This window comes from Nocardioides sp., from assembly GCF_036374615.1.
Classification (GTDB): Bacteria; Actinomycetota; Actinomycetes; order Propionibacteriales; family Nocardioidaceae; genus Nocardioides.
Window position 1 is genome coordinate 1 of record NZ_DASUTK010000180.1, and the last position, 16,261, is coordinate 16,261.

17 protein-coding genes are annotated in these 16,261 nt (G+C 71.6%); 7 read left to right on the forward strand and 10 right to left on the reverse strand.

Going from position 1 to position 16,261, the window contains the following annotated elements:
• Positions 1–37 precede the first annotated feature (37 nt).
• Together VFZ39_RS13990 and VFZ39_RS13995 are read left to right on the forward strand one after the other, a co-directional pair.
• Positions 38–1,018 carry a phosphotransferase enzyme family protein gene (locus VFZ39_RS13990; protein WP_330866385.1) on the forward strand — a complete coding sequence of 327 codons (981 nt, stop codon included), beginning with the start codon at positions 38–40 and terminating at the stop codon, positions 1,016–1,018.
• On the forward strand, positions 1,018–2,037 hold the full coding sequence (locus VFZ39_RS13995) for a P1 family peptidase (RefSeq protein ID WP_330866386.1): 1,020 nt from the start codon (positions 1,018–1,020) through the stop codon (positions 2,035–2,037). The genes VFZ39_RS13990 and VFZ39_RS13995 overlap by 1 nt, the downstream gene beginning before the upstream one ends.
• A gap of 12 nt (positions 2,038–2,049) precedes the next feature.
• Here the strand turns inward: VFZ39_RS13995 and VFZ39_RS14000 are convergent, their stop codons facing one another.
• The 7 genes from VFZ39_RS14000 to VFZ39_RS14030 all read right to left on the reverse strand — a co-directional run bounded on the left by VFZ39_RS14000 (position 2,050) and on the right by VFZ39_RS14030 (position 7,908).
• A complete protein-coding gene (locus VFZ39_RS14000; RefSeq protein ID WP_330866387.1) occupies positions 2,050–3,192 on the reverse strand; it encodes an RNA polymerase sigma factor in 1,143 nt (380 codons plus the stop codon).
• Positions 3,189–3,602, reverse strand: coding sequence for a YciI family protein (locus VFZ39_RS14005; protein WP_330866388.1), 414 nt, complete (start codon positions 3,600–3,602; stop codon positions 3,189–3,191). The genes VFZ39_RS14000 and VFZ39_RS14005 overlap by 4 nt, the downstream gene beginning before the upstream one ends.
• 101 nt (positions 3,603–3,703) lie before the next feature.
• The gene (locus VFZ39_RS14010) at positions 3,704–4,492 is read right to left on the reverse strand and encodes an MBL fold metallo-hydrolase (protein WP_330866389.1); all 789 of its coding nucleotides are present in this window, start codon (positions 4,490–4,492) and stop codon (positions 3,704–3,706) included.
• Positions 4,465–4,851, reverse strand: a complete 387-nt coding sequence (locus tag VFZ39_RS14015) for a universal stress protein (RefSeq protein ID WP_330866390.1) — start codon at positions 4,849–4,851, stop codon at positions 4,465–4,467. Before VFZ39_RS14015 ends, VFZ39_RS14010 begins: the two co-directional genes overlap by 28 nt.
• Positions 4,848–6,374, reverse strand: a complete 1,527-nt coding sequence (locus VFZ39_RS14020) for a tripartite tricarboxylate transporter permease (RefSeq protein ID WP_330866391.1) — start codon at positions 6,372–6,374, stop codon at positions 4,848–4,850. Before VFZ39_RS14020 ends, VFZ39_RS14015 begins: the two co-directional genes overlap by 4 nt.
• The gene (locus VFZ39_RS14025; protein ID WP_330866392.1) at positions 6,374–6,892 is read right to left on the reverse strand and encodes a tripartite tricarboxylate transporter TctB family protein; all 519 of its coding nucleotides are present in this window, start codon (positions 6,890–6,892) and stop codon (positions 6,374–6,376) included. The genes VFZ39_RS14020 and VFZ39_RS14025 overlap by 1 nt, the downstream gene beginning before the upstream one ends.
• A complete protein-coding gene (locus tag VFZ39_RS14030) occupies positions 6,889–7,908 on the reverse strand; it encodes a Bug family tripartite tricarboxylate transporter substrate binding protein (RefSeq protein WP_330866393.1) in 1,020 nt (339 codons plus the stop codon). The genes VFZ39_RS14025 and VFZ39_RS14030 overlap by 4 nt, the downstream gene beginning before the upstream one ends.
• 66 nt (positions 7,909–7,974) lie before the next feature.
• On the opposite strand from VFZ39_RS14030, the gene VFZ39_RS14035 reads away from it, so the two are divergent.
• Both VFZ39_RS14035 and VFZ39_RS14040 read left to right on the forward strand, forming a co-directional pair.
• Positions 7,975–9,657: a DUF885 domain-containing protein gene (locus VFZ39_RS14035; protein WP_330866394.1), complete on the forward strand. Its 1,683-nt coding sequence runs from the start codon at positions 7,975–7,977 to the stop codon at positions 9,655–9,657.
• 66 nt (positions 9,658–9,723) lie between these two features.
• Entirely contained in the window at positions 9,724–10,350 is a 627-nt protein-coding gene (locus VFZ39_RS14040; protein ID WP_330866395.1) for a Maf family protein, read from the forward strand.
• A gap of 26 nt (positions 10,351–10,376) precedes the next feature.
• Here VFZ39_RS14040 and VFZ39_RS14045 read toward each other — a convergent pair whose 3' ends face one another.
• Genes VFZ39_RS14045 through VFZ39_RS14055 form a run of 3 tightly spaced genes read right to left on the reverse strand, consistent with a single transcriptional unit; the run spans position 10,377 to position 12,461 of the window.
• Positions 10,377–10,862, reverse strand: a complete 486-nt coding sequence (locus tag VFZ39_RS14045; protein WP_330866396.1) for a GtrA family protein — start codon at positions 10,860–10,862, stop codon at positions 10,377–10,379.
• 56 nt (positions 10,863–10,918) lie between these two features.
• The gene (locus VFZ39_RS14050) at positions 10,919–11,242 is read right to left on the reverse strand and encodes a nuclear transport factor 2 family protein (RefSeq protein ID WP_330866397.1); all 324 of its coding nucleotides are present in this window, start codon (positions 11,240–11,242) and stop codon (positions 10,919–10,921) included.
• A 7-nt stretch (positions 11,243–11,249) separates the two neighbouring features.
• Positions 11,250–12,461: an acyl-CoA dehydrogenase family protein gene (locus VFZ39_RS14055; protein ID WP_330866398.1), complete on the reverse strand. Its 1,212-nt coding sequence runs from the start codon at positions 12,459–12,461 to the stop codon at positions 11,250–11,252.
• Positions 12,462–12,623: 162 nt separating this feature from the next.
• On the opposite strand from VFZ39_RS14055, the gene VFZ39_RS14060 reads away from it, so the two are divergent.
• From VFZ39_RS14060 to VFZ39_RS14070, 3 genes are all read left to right on the forward strand, one after another.
• Positions 12,624–13,631: an iron ABC transporter substrate-binding protein gene (locus VFZ39_RS14060; protein ID WP_330866399.1), complete on the forward strand. Its 1,008-nt coding sequence runs from the start codon at positions 12,624–12,626 to the stop codon at positions 13,629–13,631.
• Positions 13,632–13,699: 68 nt separating this feature from the next.
• Entirely contained in the window at positions 13,700–15,205 is a 1,506-nt protein-coding gene (locus VFZ39_RS14065) for an iron ABC transporter permease (RefSeq protein ID WP_330866400.1), read from the forward strand.
• Positions 15,202–16,224, forward strand: coding sequence for an ABC transporter ATP-binding protein (locus tag VFZ39_RS14070; protein ID WP_330866401.1), 1,023 nt, complete (start codon positions 15,202–15,204; stop codon positions 16,222–16,224). Before VFZ39_RS14065 ends, VFZ39_RS14070 begins: the two co-directional genes overlap by 4 nt.
• Positions 16,225–16,261 lie beyond the last annotated feature (37 nt).

Here is a 16,261-nt window from a genome sequence, read left to right on the forward strand (position 1 = left end):
GGCGCACTCTCAGGCACACGCCGCGATACTGGGGCCCATGCTGACGATCGACGAGCTCGTGCGGTTCGCAGAGACGCTGGACCCGGAGGAGCGTCACAGCCCGGTCGCCGACGCGGCCGCGGAGGAGTGGGGGCTGGACCGACCACTGTTCGTGCGGTCGAGCGCGTCCCACGTCTTCGTGGCGCCGCGACGCGAGGAGGACGACCAGGGTCGTCAGAGGGGACGGGTCGTGCTGCGGCTGCGGCCGGACACCGAGCCGCACCGGGAGGTGCTCGAGCGCGGCGCCCGAGCGGCAGCATCGTGGTACGGCGCGGGCGCCCCGGTCGCGAACGCCGTGGCGTCCTCCTCGGGTCGCTTCACGCACTCGGTCGAGGGGTACGTCGTGCAGGCGCTCGCCGCCGTGGAGGGCGAGATCCTCGAGGGACGGGCGGACCTCGCGCAGCACGCCGCCGCGTGGGGTGAGGCCCTGGCGCGGCTCCACCTGCACGGGCACGGCATCGTGGACGCGCCGGATGCCGTCGACCTGCTCTCGCTCGAGGCGCACGGCACTGCGGACGACGACGTGGCGACCCTCGCGGTTCTGCTCGGGCGCCGGCTGGCGGAGCTGCCGCGCACGTCCGAGGTCTTCGGCGTGCTGCACGGCGACCCGGAGGCCGACAACGCCGTGCTCCTCGACGACGGTGTGGTGCTGGTCGACCCCGACGACGTACGACGTGGCTGGTTCGTCTCCGACGTGGCGTTCGCCCTCCGCGACTGGGCGACGGTGAGCGGCGGCGTCGACCTCGACGCGGAGGTGCCGGGCCGGTTCCTCGAGGGCTATCACCGGGTGCGGTCCCTCTCCGACGAGGAGATCGGCTGGCTGCCGCTGATGGCCCAGGCGTCGGCGGTGGAGGACCTGCTCGCGTTCCAAGCGCACCTCGAGGTGCAGCCGCAGCCCGACTGGCCCGACTGGGCCGTCGACCTCGACCACCGCGTGCGGGCCCGCGCCGCGGCACTGCGCGCCGAGCTGTCCGTCTGATGCGCAACGCCATCACCGACGTCCCCGGCATCCGGGTCGGTCACGCCCAGCGAACCGAGGACGGGTGGCTGACCGGCGTCACGGTGGTGGTGCCCCCCGCGGAGGGTGCGGTCGGCGGGGTCGACGTGCGCGGGGGCGGGCCGGGGACCCGGGAGACCGACCTGCTGGCGCCCGAGAACGTCGTCGAGCGGGTCCATGCGATCGTGCTCACCGGTGGCTCCGCGCTCGGGCTCGCCTCCGCCGAGGGCGTCAGCCGCGCCCTGCTGGAGCAGGGGATCGGCTTCCCGGTCGGCACCGGTCCGGGCGAAGTCGTCCCGATCGTGCCGGCGGCCGTGATCTACGACCTCGGCCGCGGGGGTGGCTTCGCCAACACGCCCGACGCGGAGCTCGGGCGCGCCGCACTGGCGGCGGCCGACATCGAGGTTGCCCAGGGCACGGTCGGCGCCGGCACGGGCGCCCGGGTCGGCGGCCTCAAGGGTGGGGTCGGCTCGGCCTCCGCGCGGCTCGCGGACGGCACCACCGTCGGAGCGCTCGTCGTGGTGAACGCCGTCGGCTCGGCGCTCGACCTCGGCTCCGGTGAGGTGTACGCCGCTCGTCACTGCCGGTCGGGGGACCTGCCGGACCTGCGGGTGCCGGACCGCGCCGAGCTGCAGGCGGCGCGCGATCGGGCGGCGGAGCAGCCCGACCCCCATCCCCCGCTGGCGACGACCCTCGCTGTGATCGCGACCGACGCGGCGCTCACCAAGGCGCAGTGCCGCAAGGTGAGCGGCATCGGTCACGACGGTCTGGCGCGGGGCATCCACCCGGTGCACACGATGTTCGACGGCGACACGGTCTTCACCCTGGCCACCGGCGGTGGGCCGGCTCCGGACGCCGAGGGCATGCACGCGCTGCTGACCGAGGCAGGCGACTGCGTGACGCGCGCTATTGCACGTGCGCTGGTGGCTGCGACCTCGGCGGGCGGGATGCGTAGCTGCAGGGAGGCGTTCCCCAGCGCCTTCTCCGGAGGCTCCGCCTGAGCGAGCTGCGGCTCACGCGTCGCGCAGCCGAGCCGCCTGTCGCGTGAGGTGGTGCCGCTCGGCCTCGGACGTCGCCTGCCCGGCGGCGATCGTGTAGAGCGACCGGGCGGCGGCGAGCTCGCCCGCGTGCTCACGGAGCCACGCCTCGGCGGCGGTGCGGCGAGGCACGGAGGCCGGGACCGCGGACAGCGCCTGCAGCCCCGCCAGCGCGCCGTCGGCCTCACCGACCGCCACTGCGCGGTTCAGGGCGACCACCGGGCTCTCGGTCAGGTGCAGCAGCTCGTCGTACCACTCGACGATCTGGGGCCAGTCCGTCTGCTCCGCGGAAGGCGCGTCGCAGTGGAGTGCGGCGATCGCCGCCTGCGCCTGGTACTCGCCCAGCCGGTCCTGAGCGAGGGCCCCCTGGAGCAGCTCCACACCCGCGGCCACCATCGTGGTGTCCCATCGTGAGCGGTCCTGCTCGGCGAGCGGCACCAGCTCGGCGCCCTCCCAGCGGGCGGCGCGGCGGGCGTGGTGCAGCAGCATCAGCGCCAGGAGCCCGGTGACCTCCGGCTCGTCCGACGACGAGGCGAGTTGACGGGTCAGCCGGATCGCCTCCGCGGCGAGGTCGATCTCCCCGGAGTAGCCCTCGTTGAACACGAGGTAGAGGACCTTCAGGACGTCGCGCAGGTCGCCCGGCCGGTCGAGCCGGTGCTCGGCGACCGTGCGCTTGGCGCGACTGATGCGCTGCGCCATCGTCGACTCCGGGACGAGGTACGCCTCGGCGATCTGTCGGGTGGTGAGACCGCCCACGGCCCGCAGCGTGAGGGCGACGGCCGACGCCGGCGTCAGGGCGGGGTGGCAGCAGAGGAACAGCAGCAGCAGCGTGTCGTCGGCCTGCTCGGTCGGTCCCGGGTCGGGCTCGTCCATCACCCGCTCCTCGCGAGCGAGGCGGGCGCTGTCGGAGCGGTAGGCGTCCAGGTACTTGCGCCAAGCGACCGTGACCAGCCAGCCCTTCGGGTCGGCCGGTACGCCATCCGGCCACCGGCGCACCGCCTCGACCAGCGCCTCCTGCACGGCGTCCTCGGCCGCCGCGAAGTCGGCGCCGCGGCGGACGAGGATGCCGAGGACCCGGGGCCCGACGTCGCGGGGTAGATCCTGGAGCAGGTCGTTCACTCGGTGACCGACGGCGGTGCCTCGAGGAAGGGCCGGACCTCGATCCACTCCTGGATCGGCTCGCCGCCCTTGCCGGGGGCCGAGGACAGGAACGCTGCGGCCTCGTGGGCGCGCTCGACGGAGTCCACGTCGATCACCATCCATCCGGCGATCAGGTCCTTCGTCTCCGCGAACGGACCGTCGGTGACCGGCGGCTTCCCCTCGCCGTCGTACCGGACGAACGTGCCCTCCGGGGACAGCGCCTGGCCCTCGACGAACTCGCCGCGCTCGCGCAGCGTGTCCGCGACGTGGTCCATGAAGGCGATGTGGGCCGAGATCTCCTCGGGCGTCCAGTCCTCCATGGGGATCGAGCCGTAGTCGGTGCGCTCGGGACCGCCTCGGTAGTGCTTCAGCAGCAGGTACTTCGACATTCTGTCTCTCCTTCGTCTGTCACCGACCGCTTCGGTGCTCACCCCGGGGACGTTGCCGGCCTCGCGTTCTCGACATCGCTGCCACGACTTTCCGCGCGCCGTCACCAGCGCACGGTCTGACCCGGTTCCAGCCGCACCAGCAGGTCGAGCAGTCCCCGTTCGTCCAACGCCCGCTCGAACCGCCTGGCCGTCTCCGGGAGCCAGCGAGGCAGCCCGCCGAGCATGTCCTCGGGGCTGAACGTCCCCCAGTGGATCGGCAGCACTCGCTGGGCCTTCACCAGGACGGCCGCCTCCACCGCGCGCTCCTCGTCGAGGTGACCCGGACCCAGCCTGCGCCACCACCCCGAGATCGGCACGGCGGCGAGGTCCACCGGGCCGATGGCGTCCATCTCGGGGAAGAGGTCGGTGTCGCCGGCGAACCACAGCCGCCGGTCGTCGCCCCCGAGGACGTAACCGACGGCGGACGCCTCCTCAGCACCGAACTTCCCGCGCCGCCCGCTGTGGACCGCGGGGACGACCTCGATCCGAAGGCCCCCGTGCTCGACCACGTCCCCGACCACCACCTCCTCGACCCGGGCCGACCGGGTTGCGGGCAGGTGCACCGCCGCACCGCGCGGCACCACGACGAGGGTGTCCGGGGATGCCTCGAGCACCAGGCGCAGCGAGCGCCGGTGGAGGTGGTCGCCGTGGGCGTGGGAGATCACCACGATGTCGGTCTGCCGCACCCGCGCGTCCGGCGGCGCCGATCGTCGTCGGAGGTGACCGACCCGCTGGGTGAGCACGGGGTCGGTGAGCACCCGCACCCCCGCCAGCTCGACCAGCATCGTGGCGTGGCCGACCCAGGTGGCGTAGGCGGGGCCCGCTACGGCTTGACCGCGATCACCCAGCACGGCGCATCCAGGAGAATCCGTTGGGCAGTGCTGCCCATGATCAGCTTGCCGACCGGGGTGCGGTGCCGCATCCCGATCACGATCACCGGGTCATCGGCGACCCCGGCGGCGGCGACCAGCTCGTCTGCGGCGTCGCTGCCGACGGACTGCCGTATCTCGTGGGCGACACCGGAGTCGGCGAGCCGTCGCTCCAGGTCTCCCAGCTGGGACTCACCGAGGTAGCGCTTGTCGACGAGCGCATCACCGCGTGAGGCGTTGAGGACCAGCAGGTCGGTCCCCCGACGGTCGGCCTCCTCGATGGCGGCCGCGAGCGCCGCCTCGCCGTACTGGTCGGGGATGTAGCCCACGAGGACCGTCATGCCGACACCTCCTCCTTCGCGTCCTGCTCGTCGGCCGGCTTCCGGAGCCGGCCGAGCACGACCGGGCCGACCAGGGCGAGCACGATGAGGACGTACACGGCGATCGCGAGCGCTTCGCTGAAGAGGCCGCTGATGTCACCGTTGGAGAGGTCGAGCGCTTCGCGCAGCTTGAGCTCCATCAGCGGGCCGAGGATGACGCCCAGGATCAGCGGCAGCACCGGGATGCCGAACCGTCGGATCGCGAACCCGACCCCGCCGAAGAACAGCAGGAGCGCGAGGTCGAACGGATCCGAGTTCACCGAGTAGGCGCCGAGCGAGGCGAAGAACAGGATGCCGGCATACAGCTGTGGCCGCGGTATGCGCAGCAGCTTCGCCCACACCGGAGCCAGTGGCAGGTTGATGACGAGCAGCAACGTGTTGCCGATCAGCAGGCTCGCCAACAGGGTCCACACGAGGTCGGGTTGCTCGTCCATCAAGGTCGGGCCGACGATGATCCCATACGACTGCAGGGCCGCGAGCAGGATCGAGGCGGTCGCCGTGACGGGGAGGCCGAGTGCGAGCAGCGGCACGAACATCCCGGCAGCGCTGGCGTTGTTGGCCGCCTCGGGCCCGGCAACGCCTTCGATTGCGCCCTCGCCGAACGGCTCGCCTCCCGGCTTGCGGGCGGCCAGCTTCCGCTCGGTGATGTAGGAGAGGAACGTCGGCGTCTCGGCGCCGCCGGCCGGCACCGCGCCGAACGGGAACCCGAGCCCGGTGCCGCGCAGCCACGGGCCCCACGAGCGCCGCCAGTCGTCGCGGCCCAGGAACGGCCGGCCCACGGGGATGACATCGACCGGTTTCCGGCGCAGGTGGGCGGCGACCCACAGCGCCTCGCCCACAGCGAACACTCCGACCGCCACCACCACGATGCTGACGCCGTCGGCGAGCTCGAGCAGTCCGAAGGTCAGCCTGGCCTGCGCGGTCGACAGGTCGAGTCCGATCAGTCCGATGGTCAGGCCCATGAACAGACCGATGAAGCCGCGAATCTTCGACTCGCCCAGCACGCTGGTGACCAGCACCAGGGAGAGCAGCATGATCGCGAAGAACGACGGTGCGCCGATCTTGACCGCCTGGGTCGCAAGAGCGGGAGTGAAGAAGGCGACGAGCAAGGTGCCGATGGTGCCCGCGATGAAGGACCCGATCGCGGCCGTGGCGAGCGCCTGCGCAGCCCTGCCGCGCTTGGCCATCTTGTTGCCCTCGATCGCCGTCATCACCGAGGCCGACTCCCCGGGGGTGTTCAGCAGGATCGACGTCGTCGACCCGCCGTACATGCCGCCGTAGTAGATGCCCGCGAACATCACCATCGACTCGGTGACGTCGAGGCCATAGGTGATGGGCAGGAGCAGCGCGACGGCCATCGCCGGACCGATGCCGGGCAGCACGCCGACGAACGTACCGAGGAGCACGCCGATCGCGGCGTACAGCAACAGCTGCGGGCTGAACGCCTCGGCGAAGCCGCCCGCCAGGAGGTCCAGAGTCTCCATCAGAGGATTCCATCCAGCAGGCCGGCCGGCAGCGGTACGCCGAGGAACCAGAAGAAGTACCAGCTCGCCACGGACAGCACGGCACCGACGATCAGGTCACCGAGGAACGACTTGCTGCCCAGGGTCCAGGCCGCGCCGGCGAACAGCAGCGCCCCGGTGATGGCCCAGCCCACCAGGTTCACCAGCAGGAGGTTGAGCACCAGAATCCCGACCAGCTTGCCGACGGTCACCCAGTCAGCCGGCGACGTGAGGTCGACATCCTCGCCCGCCTCGCCCTCCGCGACGTCGCCGCGCGCCGTCGCGAAGGCGAGCAGCACGGAGAGCACGATCATCCCGGCGCCGATGACGTAGGGGAACAATCGCGGCCCGATCGGGTCTCCGAAGCCGACCTCGAGCCCGCGGGCATCGACGATCGTCAGGACGCCGACAACCAGGAGTGCCAGGGCTAGGCCGTACTGCGCCTTGTCGATCCGCTTCGGCTCGGCCGCCGGCGGCGAGCTCTCGAAGCGCTCGTTCATATCAGCCCCAGCTCATTCAGGGTCCCGGAGACCCGTTGGTCCTGTTCCTCGATGAACTGCGCGAAGTCGTCGCCGGTCTTGAAGTCGTCGGTCCAGCCGTTCTCCTCCAGCTGCGCCCTCCACCCTGGGGTGTCGTGCATGGTCTCGAGGTAGCCGATCAGCTCCTCGGTCCGCTCCTCGCTGATGTCTGGCGGGGCCAGCACGCCCCGCCAGTTGAGGAAGACCAGGTCGATATCCGACTCGGTGAGCGTCGGCACCTCCGCGAAGGTCCCCTCCGGGTAGCGCTCCTCACCGGACACCGCCAGCACCCGGAGCTCGCCGGACTCGACGTAGCCGGCGAACTCGGCCAGGCCGGAGAAGCCGACCTGGATCTTGTCGCCGAGCAGCGCGCTGGTGAGCGGACCCCCGCCGTCGTAGGTCACGTAGTTGACCTCGTTCGGGTCGATTCCGACCTCCGCCGCGAGCTGCATGGGGAACAGGTGGTCGGGACCGCCGGGCGAGGAGCCGCCTCCGACCGCCAGTGCCCCCGGGTCCTCCGTCCAGGCGGCCACGAGGTCGTCGACCGTCCGGTACGGCGAGTCGGCCGCGACCAGGATCCCCTCCGGCTCGCTCATCAGCTGCGCGAGCGGCGTCGCGTCGCCGACGTCGTATGTGGTCGCGAAGGAGTACGTCGAGCCGACCACCCCCAGACCGACGGTCATGATCGTGTGCTCATCACCGGAGCGTCCCATGAGCGAGGTCATCGCCCCCGCGCCGCCAGCGCCGACGATGTTGTCGACCGTGAACGAGCCGCCGGTGATGTCGTCCTCCTCCATCACGGCCACCGCGGCCCGGCCTGTCTGGTCGTAGCCGCCGCCCGGACTGTTCGGGATGATCATCAGCAGGTCGCGGCTGTCGTCCCCCCGCGTGACCCCGCAGCCGGCGAGGGCCGCTGCCATGAGCAGCGCCACCAGCACCCGCGCCACCGATACCCGCGTCGCCATCCTCGGCCGTCCGGTTCCCGAGTCGACGTCCATCCGGCCATCGTGCCGTGGCCATAACTCGGTGTCGAGGGCTTGCCCGACCGCCTAGTGTCGGACTCCGTGACCGACCGACACGTGGACCAGATCGCCGAACGCTACGCCGAGGAGTACGCCGCCCTCGACCCGATCGCCGCGGCGTACATGGGAGTCGCCGGACACGAGGACCGCCTCACCGACTACTCGCCCGAGGGATTCGACGCACGCGAGGCGCTGACCCGCCGGGCCCTCGCGGACGCGACCGCAGCCGAGCCGGTCGATGAGCGAGAGGAAGTGGCCCGCGACGCCTTCCTGGAGCGGCTCGGGCTCGAGGTCGAGCTGGACGACGCCGGCATCAGCCGCTCCCGGGTCTCGGTCATCGGCAGCGGGCTGCACGCGATGCGCGAGGTCTTCGACCTGATGTCGACCGAGACCGAGCAGGACTGGGCCGACGTCGACGCCCGGCTCGCCGCGGTGCCCGAGGCGCTGAAGGGATACCGCCGGACGCTGACCGAGGAGGCCGCGGCCGGACGCGTCTCCGCCGCGCGGCAGTACCGCGAGGTGGTCGCGCAGGTCGGCGGCTGGACCGGCCGCACCGGTGCCGGCGACGACCTGCTGGGTCAGCTGGTCGCGCGGTGCGACGTACCAGCGCTCACGTCACAGCTCGAGCGCCACGCAGCCGCGGCCAACGAGGCCCTGGACGAGTTCGCGGCGTTCATGTCCGAGGAGCTGGTGCCGCAGGGCCGGACCACGGACGGCGTCGGTCGCGAGGAGTACCAGCTCGCGTCGCGGTTCTTCCTCGGCGCCGAGATCGACCTGGACGAGACCTACGCGTGGGGCTGGGAGGAGCTCAAGCGGCTCGAGGACGACATGGACGCGACGGCGAACCGGATCCTCGCCGGTGCCGATCGCGCCGCAGCAGTCGCCCATCTCGACCAGGACCCGACCCGACGGATCAGCGGGCGCGAGGCGTTCCGCGACTGGATGCAGGAGCTCGCCGACCGCACCATCGGCGAGCTCGCCGACACCCACTTCGACATCCCGGAGCCGATCCGGCGGATCGAGTGCATGCTCGCCCCCACCAACGACGGCGGCATCTACTACACCGGACCGTCCGAGGACTTCGCCCGCCCGGGCCGCATGTGGTGGTCGGTGCCCGACGGGATCGACGACTTCTACCCGTGGCGCGAGGTGACCACGGTCTACCACGAGGGCGTCCCGGGTCATCACCTCCAGGTGGGCCAGACCGCGCTGCGCGCCGACGTCCTCAACCGGTGGCAGCGCGTCATGTGCTGGGTGAGCGGCCACGGGGAGGGCTGGGCGCTGTACGCCGAGCGGCTGATGGACGAGCTCGGGTACCTCGACGACCCGGCCGACCGGCTCGGGATGCTCGACGCGCAGGCGTTCCGCGCCGCGCGGGTGGTCGTCGACATCGGGATGCACCTCGAGCTCGAGATCCCGGCCGACAACCCGTTCGGGTTCCACCCCGGCGAGACGTGGACACCCGACCTCGGCTACGAGTTCATGCGCCAGCACTGTGCGATGGAGGACTCCTTCGTCCGGTTCGAGGTGAACCGGTACCTCGGCTGGCCCGGCCAGGCGCCGTCGTACAAGGTCGGTGAGCGGATCTGGCTGGAGGCCCGGGAGCAGGCCCGAGCGCGGGCCGGTGCCGACTTCGACCTCGCGACGTTCCACCGCCAGGCGCTCGACCTCGGTGCGCTCGGCCTCGAGCCGCTCCAGCAGGCGCTCGCGAAGATCGGTGGTTGAGGTGCGAGGTTTCGAGACAGGCGCTGCGCGCCTTCCTCAACCAACGGCTCCGCGAGCCTCGAAACCGTGAGCCCGGCTCGGACCGCGCTGGTCCTCGCCTCCGCCTCCCCCGCCCGACTGGCGACGCTGCGCTCCGCCGGGGTGGAGCCGGTCGTCATGGTGTCGGGGGTGGACGAGTCGCAGGTGGCGGATCTGCCGCCCGCTGAGCTGGCGCTGCAGCTGGCCGAGCTCAAGTGCGCAGCCGTCGCCGACCGGGACGACCTCCCGGTGGGCGCGCTGGTGCTCGGGTGCGACTCGGTGCTGGAGCTCGACGGCGAGCCGCTGGGGAAGCCGGCGGACGCGGCGGAAGCCACCCGCCGGTGGGAGGCGATGCGTGGTCGGGCCGGGGTGCTGCACTCAGGCCACTGCCTGCGCGACACCGCCACGGGGCACGTCGCCGCAGCGACGGCGTCCACGACCGTCCACTTCGCCGACGTCACGGACGACGAGATCGCGGCGTACGTCGCGTCAGGCGAGCCGTTGCAGGTCGCGGGCGCCTTCACCGTCGACGGTCTGGGCGGTGCCTTCGTGTCGCGTCTGGAAGGCGACCACCACACCGTGGTCGGAGTGAGCTTGCCGTTGTTGCGCGAGCTCGTCGCGGAGCTCGGACACTCATGGACGGACCTGTGGACGGCAGCCGCGGGAAGGACCTGACTCTCGCTGCTCGCTCCGGACCAGGCTCAGTCGAACGCCGGCCGCTGTTCGGCCGCCACGGGGGTCATCTCGGGCACGTGCGGGAAGACCCACGCGCGCCAGGCGAAGAACCGCGCGACGAACCCGAGGAACAGGCCGACCACGTTCGCGGCGATGTTGTCGGCGAGTGCGCTGTCGTGGTGCAGCAGGTTGCGGCTCACCCACAGGCAGGTGACCGGGATCAGCATGCTGGCGTAGCTGATAAGGAAGAACGACAGGAGGCCACCGGCGAAGCCGACCGGCGCGCGGTGCCGGAACGCCCAGCCCCGGCTGAGCTGGTAGGTCAGCAGCGTCGAGACCACGTTGGCGATCACGAAACCGGTGATCGGCCAGCCCTCCAGGACAGCGTGGTCGTAGCCGGGATCCCAGTGGACCAGCAGGTTGAAGAGCACGAACGCGACGAGCGACGCGATCGTCCCGGCCACGGCGGATCGGCCGAACTCCCCCGCGAGTCGCTGCCAGCGCTCTCCCATACTGAAAGGCTACTGGCACGCCCCGCGGTTCCTGACATGGATTACTGGTTAGCGCGTCAGTCGTCGAAGGAGACGACGAGCTGCTCGACCAGGTCACCGTCCCAGGTCAGGCACATAGTTCCGGTGCCGCCGGCGCTCCACCGGAACCGGACCGTGTCGCGCGCGCCGTCGGTCTTCACGTCCGTGACCGTCATGGTGTCCGTCGGCGGCTGGGCGACGTACGCCGCCGAGATCGCCGACCTCCCGCTGAACGGGCCGACCGGCACGCCCTCGAACGCCAGGGTGGCGTCGTCGGTGAAGCGCTCGGAGAACTCGCCCCACGCCCCGGACCCGACGGTGTCGTTGAAGGCCTGCACGTGGGCGGTGACACGACCGCTCATCGCCGGGTCACTCGACCGGCAGGCCGAGGCCGCGAGCGATCAGCATCCGCTGCACCTCGCTGGTGCCCTCGCCGATCTCGAGCACCTTGGCGTCGCGGTAGAAGCGCGCGACCGGGTACTCCTCCATGAAGCCGTAACCGCCGAACACCTGGGTGGCGATGCGGGTCGCGGTGACGGCCGACTCGGTGGCGTAGAGCTTCGCGACCGACGCCGCCTGCTTGAAGTCCTTCGTCGTCACGCCGCGTCCCGCGTCCATCGCGTCCTTCATGGCAGCGGCGCGGTAGGTCAGGAGCCGCGCGGCGTCGAGCATCACCCGCAGGTCGGCGATCTGGAACGCGAGTCCCTGCTTGCGGCCGATCGGGACCCCGAACGACTGCCGCTCCCCGGCGTACTGCAGCGAGAGGTCGAGGCAGGCCTGGATGCAGCCGACGGCGAGGGCCGCGATCGCCACCCGGCCGTCGTCGAGGATGGCGAGGAACTGGGCGTAGCCGCGACCACGCTCGCCGAGCAGGTTGCCCGCCGGCACACGGCAGTTCTCGAACGTCAGGGGGTGGGTGTCGGAGGAGCGCCAACCGAGCTTGTCGTACGCCTTCTCCGCGGCGAACCCGGGCGCGTCGGCCGGCACGATGATCGCTGAGATCTCGGGCTTCTCCTCCCCGGTGGACGAGCTGGTCGTGACACCGGTCCTCGCGGTGACCGTGACGCACGACGTGATCTCCGAACCCGCGTTGGTGATGAACTGCTTGGCGCCGTTGACGACCCACTCGCCGTCCTCGAGCACCGCCTTGGTCCGGGTGGCCCCGGCGTCGGAGCCGGCCCCGGGCTCGGTCAGGCCGAAGCCTGCGAGCCTCTGGCCGGAGACCAGGTCGGGCAGCCAGGCCTGCTTCTGCTCGTCGCTGCCGAAGGCGAGGATCGGGTTGATGCCGAGCCCGACCGCCGCCTCGAGAGTGATGCCCATCCCCTGGTCGACCCGGCCGATCTCCTCGATCGCGAGGCAGAGGCTGGTGAAGCCGCCGTCCTCGCCGACCATCCCGGCACCGCCGTACTCCTCCGGCGCGGTGAGCCCCATCAGGCCGAGCTGGCCCATCTTCTGCACGACGTCGACTGGGAAGTGGTGCTCGCGGTCCCACTGTGCGGCGTGCGGCGCGATCTCCTTCTCGGCGAAGTCGCGGACCGTACGCCGGAACTGCTCGTGCTCGGCAGACAACTCGAAGCTCATGGGGCGGATGCTACCCGCTCAGGTTAGCGTTTGTTAACCTCAGCCGCTTCGAGCGCCTTGCCGGCCTTCGCACCTCAACCACCGGTGACGGGCACTGCTTCCCAGCCCGGCTACCGACGGCGGTAAGGTTAGGCAGTCCTAATCAGTTGGAAGGGATTGCCTGTGTCGAAGCGCGTCTGCCTGCTCGGCGCCAGCCTGCTGCTCGCCGCTCCCCTGCTCGGAGGCTGCGGCCTGCTGGGCGAACCGGATCTCGTGATCTACAACGCCCAGCACGAGGAGCTCATGACGGAGATCGTGCCGCTCTTCGAGGAGGAGACCGGGCTGGACGTCGAGCTGCGCAACGGCAAGGACCTCGAGCTGGCCAACCAGCTGGTGGCCGAGGGAGCGGACTCGCCTGCCGACGTCTTCCTGACCGAGAACTCGCCGGCCATGACCATCGTCGACAACGCCGGCCTGTTCGCCCCGGTCTCGGAGGAGGCGATCGCACCGATCCCTGACGAGTACGTGCCGAGCTCCGGCAGCTGGACCGGCATCCTGGCCCGCTCCACGGTCGCCATGTACAACACCGAGGCGCTCACCGAGGCCGATCTTCCGGAGTCGATCCTCGACTTCGCCGAGCCCGAGTGGGAGGGGCGAGTCGGGTTCTCGCCGACCGGGGCCGACTTCCAGGCGATCGTGAGCGCCGTCCTGGCCGCGGAGGGCGAGGAAGCCACCGCCGAGTGGCTCGCCGGCCTGAAGACCAACGGAGTGATCCTCGACAACAACCTGGTCGTGATGCAGAGCGTCAACGCCGGCGACGTCGACGCCGGCATCGCCTACCACTACTACTGGTACCGCGACCAGAAGGAGTCGGGCGAGAACTCCGACTCGACCGCCCTCCACTTCTTCGGCGACCAGGACCCTGGTGCCTTCGTCAGCATCTCCGGCGCCGGCGTCCTCGCCAGCTCGGAGCACCAGGAGAACGCGCAGCGGTTCGTCGAGTTCCTCACCAGCACCGAGGGCCAGCAGGCGATGGCCGACTCCTACGCCCTGGAGTACCCGCTCAACCCCGAGGCCACGCTGGACCCCGAGGTGAAGCCGTTCGACGAGCTCGAGCCGCCTGAGATCGACCCGTTCACGCTCAACGGTCCGCAGGTCACCGAGCTCATGACCGAGGCCGGCCTGCTCTGACTCTCCTCGCCCCACTCGAGCACCCAGGCGGCCGCACCGACAGCTCGGCCCGACCGGCGCCGCGCCCGTTGCTGTTCGCCGGGGCTGCAGTGGCGCTGCTGGCGCTCGTGCCGCTCGGCTTCGTCGCGACGTACACCGTGCTGATCGGGCCGGCCGAGGCCTGGGACCTGGTCGTCCGACCGCGGGTCGGGATGTTGCTGTGGAACACCGTGCGGCTGGCCGTCGGGAGCATGGTCACGTGCGCCGTGCTGGGAGTGGCCCTGGCGTTCCTCGTCGAGCGGACCGACATCCGGTTCAAGAACCTGTGGCACGGCCTGCTCGTGGCGCCGCTCGCGGTGCCGGCGTTCGTCAACAGCTACGCCTGGGTCTCCCTCGAGCGGAGCGTGGCGGGGTTCGGCGGGGCGCTGCTGGTCATCACGCTCTCCTACTACCCCCTCGTCTACCTGCCGGTCGTGGCGATGCTGCGCGGTCTCGACCCGGCGATGGAGGAGGCTGCGTGGTCGCTCGGCCAGAGCCGGTGGCGCTCGTTCCGGACCGTGGTGCTGCCGCAGCTGCGGCCTGGTCTGCTCGGGGGTTGCCTGCTGGTGGGCCTGCACCTGCTCGCCGAGTTCGGTGCCTTGCAGCTGCTGCGGTTCCCGACCTTCACCACCGCGATCTACGACCTGTACGGGTCGACCTTCAACGGCGCCGCGGCCAACATGATCGCCGGGGTGCTCGTGCTGTGCTGCCTGCTGCTGCTGCTCGGCGAGCTGCGGCTGCGCGGCCGCCGGCGGTTCGCGCGGCTCGGGCACGGAGCCGCGCGCACGCTCGAGCCGGTCCGGCTCGGCTGTGCCCGCTGGCCGGTGACCGCGCTGGTGACCGGGTTCGTCGGGCTCTCGGTCGGCGTCCCGACGTACGCGCTGGTGCACTGGCTCCGGGTCGGCACGTCCACCGAGTTCCCGATCGGCGAGCTCGCCGAGGCCACTGTCAGCACGATGGGCCTGGCCGCCGCGGGCGCCGTCGTCACCAGCGTGCTCGCGCTCCCCGTGGCGTGGCTGGCGGTGCGCTACCGGGGTGCGGCCACCACGCTGATCGAGCGCAGCACGTACGTCGCCAACGCGCTCCCGGGCATCGTGGTGGCCCTCGCGTTCGTCACGGTCAGCCTCCGCGTCATCCCGGTCGTCTACCAGACGTCGCTGCTGCTCGTGGCGGCGTACGCCGTGCTGTTCCTGCCGCGCGCCGTCGTGACCCTCCGCGCGGGTCTCGAGCAGGCGCCGGTGGTCCTCGACGACGTCGCCCACAGCCTCGGCAGCGGTCCGCTCGAGACTGCGCGTCGGGTGACGCTCCCGGTGATCGCCCCCAGCATCGGCGCCGGCGCGGCGCTGGTGTTCCTCGCGATCTCGACCGAGCTGACCGCGACCCTGATGCTGTCGCCGATCGGCACCGACACCCTCGCCACCAGCTTCTGGTCCGCCTCGACCGACCTGCGCTACGGCGCCGCGGCACCGTACGCCCTGCTGCTCGTGCTGATCTCGATCCCGGCGACCCTCCTGCTGATGCGGCAGGCGGACCGGCGCGAGAGGATCGCGGCATGAGCCGGGTCGAGCTGCGCGGGGTGACGTACGCCTTCGGCGAGCTCCGCGCCGTCGACCGCGTCGACCTGCTCGTGCCGCAGGGCTCGCTGACGGCCGTGCTCGGTCCCTCCGGGTGCGGCAAGACGACGCTGCTCCGGCTGGTGGCCGGGTTCCTCTCGCCGCAGGCAGGGACGATCTCCTTCGACGACCGCGTCGTCGCCGGGCCCGGCACGTCGACGCCGCCCCAGCAGCGCCGCGTCGGCTACGTGCCGCAGGAGGGCGCGTTGTTCCCGCATCTCGACGTCGCCGCCAACATCGGCTTCGGCCTGCCGAAGGCGCAACGTGGCTCCGACCGGGTCGCGGAGATGCTCGACCTCGTCGAGCTGCCCCGCTCGTACGCCGACCGGGCACCCCACGAGCTCTCCGGCGGTCAGCAGCAGCGGGTGGCGCTGGCCCGGGCCCTGGCGCCGGCTCCGACGGTCGTGCTGCTCGACGAGCCCTTCTCCTCGCTTGATGCGTCGCTGCGCGTGAGCACGGGCCGCGCGGTGACGCACGCGCTGCGCGCCACCGGCACGACAGCGGTGCTGGTGACCCACGACCAGGACGAGGCGCTCTCGCTCGCCGACCAGGTCGCGGTGATGCGGCGCGGCCTGCTGGTGCAGGCGGACCGGCCGCGCGACCTGTACCGCACGCCGGCGGACGCCGAGGTAGCCCAGTTCGTCGGTGGCGCGGCGATCCTGCACGCGACCGTCAAGGCCGGTGTTGCCCACTGCGCCCTGGGCGACGCGCCGGTGCACGGGACCGTGGCCGACGGCGAGGTCGACGTGGTCATCCGCCCCGAGCAGGTCACGATCACGCCGGGCCGGACCGGGGCGCGGGTCGGCGACGTGTCCTTCTACGGGCACGACGCGGCCGTGCGGCTCGACCTGCTCCCGCACGGGCCCTCGCTGGTCGCGCGAGTACCCGGGCTGGCAGCACCCGAGCCGGGCACCGAGGTCGGCGTCGGCGTCGCCGGTTCCGTGTTCGTGCTGAGGGCCTGACCAGGCATTCCGGACGGGCCACCGTTGTTGAGGTAAG